Source organism: Pseudomonas sp., assembly GCF_035277045.1.
In the GTDB taxonomy this organism is placed as follows: domain Bacteria; phylum Pseudomonadota; class Gammaproteobacteria; order Pseudomonadales; family Pseudomonadaceae; genus Aquipseudomonas.
On sequence record NZ_DATELE010000193.1, the window covers coordinates 1 to 4,236 of the forward strand.

The window sequence follows — 4,236 nt, forward strand, 5'->3', positions numbered from 1 at the left end:
CTTGGAGGGTTTGTCGCCACTGATGTGCCGGCCTTCCCAGTCAAGCTTGGTCAGGCGTGCCGGGTCCAGCCGGCCCAGTGACGAACCGGTGGGCGTGAGCAGCCAACCGTCGTCCAGGCGCACGCTGATGTTGCCAGTACCCCCGTGGGTCAGCCCACGGTCATACATCGACTTGCCCAGCAGGACAATTTGTTCCCGCTCCTTGTTCTCATTCATGGCACAAGCTCCAGGGCCTTGCTGAAGAAGTCACGAGTACCGAAGTTACCGGATTTGAGCGCCAGTGCCACTGGGTGTTTGCCCAGGCCAAGCGTCCAGGGTACGCCTGGGTCGATCGGCGCGCCGATCCTCAGTGCGTCCACGCCCAGCGCCTTGACCACTGCGCCAGAGGTCTCGCCGCCCGCCACGACGAAGGTATTCACGCCCAGGTCGCGAAGTCCCAGGGCGATCTGCGAAAGCGCGCGTTCGACGATTTCGCTGGCCGCGGCTACACCCAGCCGCTGCTGTACCGCCTTGACGGCTTCTGGTCTGGCGCTGCCGTAGACCAACACAGGGCCGGCGGCCAGCAGTGATTTGGCCCACTGCAGTACTTCGCTCACCTGGTCATGGCCTTCGGCCAACAGCAGCGGGGCCAGGGCGAAACTTGGTCGCCCGCTCTGCTGCCAGTGATCGACCTGGCCGTTGGTGGCTACCGAGCAACTGCCGGACAGCACGGCCGAGCGGCCTCCCACGTGGGGCAGGTCTGCTGCAGATGCCGCATCCGGCAGCAGGCCGGCCCGTTTGAAGTTGTCTGGCAGGCCGATGGCAACGCCGGAACCGCCCGTGATCAGTACGTGATTGGCAGCGGCTTCGCCGATGACTTTGAGGTCGAGGTTGTTGGTCGCATCGACGATGACGTAGCCGAGACCATCCGATTGGGCCCGGGTAAACGCCCGGCGAACAGCGTCGACACCTTGGCTGACGACGGCGTGCGGTACCAGGCCCACCCTGCGTGCGGTCTGTTGCTGCAGCACGCGCACCAGGTTCGCATCGATCATCGGCGTGAGTGGGTGATGGCGCATGCCCGACTCGCTGAGCAGCACATCACCGACGAACAGGTGGCCGTTGAACAATGTCCGTTGATTTTCCGGGAACGCCGGGCAAGCCAGGGCCAGCTGGGCGTTCAAGGCATCGAGCAGGGCGTCGGCGACAGGGCCGATGTTGCCCCGTGGCGTCGAGTCGAAGGTAGAACAGTACTTGAAGAAGAACTGTCGGCAGCCGGCCTGCTTCAGCCAGCCGAGGGCAGCCAGCGATTGCGCCACCGCTTCGGCGGCAGACAGGGTACGCGACTTGAGGGCGATGACGACGGCATCGACATCGGCGTCGATGGGGCCTTCGGGCACGCCGATCACCTGCAGGGTGCGCATGCCACCACGCACCAGCATGCTGGCGAGGTCGGTGCCCCCGGTGAAGTCATCGGCGATGCAGCCGAGCAAAGGTTGGTTCACGGCCGGATACTCCAAATGTGCAGGTGAAAGTCGTGTGGCAGCGGGGCTGGCCCGCCGCCGCAAGGCCTGGCGGCTCCCTCAGCCAGCGATCACGGCCGCGACGGCTTCGCCGAAGGCGCGGCAGCCGAGTTTGCCCCCGAGGTCGGCGGTGCGCTTGGCCGGGTCTTCCAGCACGGCATCCACTGCCTGCTCCATGGCCTTGCCAGCTTCGCCCAGCGCAGGCTTGGCATGTTGCTCACCCATCCATTGCAGCAGCATCGCCACCGACAGGATCATCGAAACCGGGTTGGCCTTGTCCTTGCCGGCGATGTCTGGAGCCGAACCGTGCTGGGCCTGGGCGCAGCAATGAATGTCGCTGTGCATGGTGGAACCGGCCAGGCCGAGGCTGCCGGACAGTTCGCTAGCCAGGTCGCTGATGATGTCGCCGTAGAAGTTGGTGGCCACCAGCACGTCGAAGCGCTCAGGGCTGCGCACCAGGTGGGCGGTGGACGCATCGACCAGCAAATCATCGAGTTTTACTTCCGGGAAGTCCTTGGCGACGTTGCGCACGCACTCAAGGAACAGGCCATCGGTCATGTGGAAGCTGTTGGCCTTGTGGATCGCGGTGACCTTGCGGTTGCGCTTCATGGCCAGTTCGAAGGCACGCCGGGCAATGCGCTCGCTGCAGTGACGGGTGATCTTGCGGGTGGAGAGGGCCATGTCCGGGGAGGGCATTACTTCACCCCAGCCGCGGCTCATGTTGCGGTCCGGATAGAAGCCTTCGGTGGCCTCGCGCATGATCACCAGGTCCATGCTCTTGCCGGGCTTCATGTTCGATTCGATGAACGCGCGGGTGCGCGCCGGGCGCACGTTGGCATACAGGTCAAGGCCGATGCGGAAGCCTGCAGACACGTTGCGGCCGCCTTTTTCCGGGGCCGGATAGTCGGCATGGGACTGTGTGCCCAGGATGATGCCGTCGTAGGTCTTGGCTTTTTCCAGCACCTCTTCACGCAAGGTGGTGCCATATTTTTCCAGGCTGACGAAGCCGACATCGTCATGGTCGAAGCTCAGGCCCAGGTCGAATTTCTTGTTGGCCGCGTGCAGAGCCGACATCGAGGACTCGACGATTTCAGGGCCGATACCATCGCAGGGAAGAACCAGAATACGCATCACACTCTCCTAGACATTTTTGTTCGTGGATCAAGGGGCTCGTCGACAGCGCGTAAGATGTATGTCATGGCAACGAAGTACAATAATCGTGGCGTTGAATGCTCGTCCCGATCGATGTCATTGCCGTTGGCATCCCACATCAGCCGTTAGCGCTTTGCATTTTATTGCATGCAAATACAATGTGTGCAACATTTGTTTTGCCCATGACCCAAGGAGTGCCCGCAATGACCCTCAAAACTACCGGCCTGTGCGACCGGTTTGGCGCGACCGCGAAGGTGCTGCTGCCTCTATTTCAGGACCTGGGAGGCAAGACCGATTTCCGCGGCCGTGCCGTCACGATCAAATGTATTGCCGAAGCGGTTGGGCGGGGAGGGGCATGATGTCGGCCAAGCGTGTTTTTCTGATACATGCCACGTCCGTGGCCGTGGCCCCGATCAACGAAGCCTTCGCCCGTTTGTGGCCAGAGGCAGAGCTGTGCAACTTGCTGGAGGACTCGCTCTCGCGCGACCTGCGCAGTGCAGGCACTGTCACCGACGCGCTCAAACATCGGTTCATGGAGCTCGCGCGCTACGCGCGCGCAGCGGGTGCCGACGGTATTCTGTTTACCTGCTCAGCATTTGGCGAGGCGATCGATGCGTGCAAGAAAGGCTTGGATATCCCGGTGCTCAAGCCCAACGAAGCGATGCTCGAAGAAGCCCTGGAGTACGGTGACAGGGTGGCGCTGCTGGCAACCTTTGCTCCCGCCATCGACTCCATGTCCGAAGAGCTGCACCAGGCAGCTGCGGCGCGGGGCAGGCAGGTGGCGCAACATCATGCCGTATGTACCCAGGCCATCGAGGCATTGCACCATGGAGATACCGCACGCCACGACCAGTTGATCAGTGAAATGGTCTCGCCGCTGAGCGACATGGATGTCATCTGCTTTGCACAGTTTTCCATGACCTCGGCGGTCAGGGCCTGTGCGAGCATCACCGAGATTCCCTTGCTGACGACCCCTGGCAGCGCTGTACTGAAGATGAAGCGCCTGTTGAGCGAGGGGTGAAGGTACCTTCCCCTGATACCCTGCCAGGGCTCGAGGGGCAAGGGATACCCGGCTCACCCGGCGGGGTTGTGCGATCTTCTCCCTTCTGCTGCAATTGCCGCTAGCTGGGAATGGATGACTTGGCCCCAGTGCAAAGCAAGCCCGCACCCGCGGTACTCACCACGCCTCGAAGCCGGGATGTTCTCGTGCGCTATGACCTTACCAGCCTGGATCTTTTCATCACCGTCGCCCAGGAGCGCAACCTCACGCGTGCCGGGCGGATCAAGCACGTCGCGGTGTCGGCCATCAGCAAGCGGATCTCCGAACTCGAAGCGCAGATCGGTTCGCCCTTGCTGGTGCGCAATGCACGCGGGGTCGACCTGACACCCGCTGGGCAATCACTGCTTTTCTATGCCCGGCAACTCGAGCAGACCATGGCTCAGCTCGACAGCGAACTGAGTGGCTACGCCAGTGGGGTAAGGGGGCACATCCGGATCCACGCCATCACTTCGGCGTTGTCCCAGTTCCTGCCCCAGGACCTTTCCGACTTTGCCCAGCTGTATCCGCAGATCAAGTTCGATA

At 62.4% G+C, this 4,236-nt stretch carries 6 protein-coding genes; 3 read left to right on the plus strand and 3 right to left on the minus strand.

What is annotated here, in order from left to right; translation table 11 throughout:
• From VJS90_RS09955 to VJS90_RS09965, 3 genes are all read right to left on the minus strand, one after another.
• A partial coding sequence (locus tag VJS90_RS09955; RefSeq protein ID WP_324121489.1) for a class II aldolase/adducin family protein occupies positions 1–216 on the minus strand: 216 nt, incomplete at its 3' end.
• Positions 213–1,484 (minus strand): 3-oxo-tetronate kinase, encoded by a 1,272-nt coding sequence (otnK, locus tag VJS90_RS09960; RefSeq protein WP_324121491.1) that lies wholly within the window; start codon positions 1,482–1,484, stop codon positions 213–215. The genes VJS90_RS09955 and otnK, both read right to left, overlap by 4 nt.
• Positions 1,485–1,562: 78 nt before the next feature.
• Positions 1,563–2,633, minus strand: a complete 1,071-nt coding sequence (locus VJS90_RS09965; RefSeq protein WP_324121493.1) for an isocitrate/isopropylmalate dehydrogenase family protein — start codon at positions 2,631–2,633, stop codon at positions 1,563–1,565.
• Positions 2,634–2,857: 224 nt separating this feature from the next.
• On the opposite strand from VJS90_RS09965, the gene VJS90_RS09970 reads away from it, so the two are divergent.
• The 3 genes from VJS90_RS09970 to VJS90_RS09980 all read left to right on the plus strand — a co-directional run.
• Positions 2,858–3,013, plus strand: a complete 156-nt coding sequence (locus VJS90_RS09970) for a hypothetical protein (protein WP_324121495.1) — start codon at positions 2,858–2,860, stop codon at positions 3,011–3,013.
• Positions 3,013–3,675, plus strand: coding sequence for an aspartate/glutamate racemase family protein (locus VJS90_RS09975; RefSeq protein ID WP_324121497.1), 663 nt, complete (start codon positions 3,013–3,015; stop codon positions 3,673–3,675). Before VJS90_RS09970 ends, VJS90_RS09975 begins: the two co-directional genes overlap by 1 nt.
• A 185-nt stretch (positions 3,676–3,860) precedes the next feature.
• The coding region (locus tag VJS90_RS09980) for a LysR family transcriptional regulator (protein ID WP_324121499.1) at positions 3,861–4,236 on the plus strand (376 nt) is incomplete at its 3' end.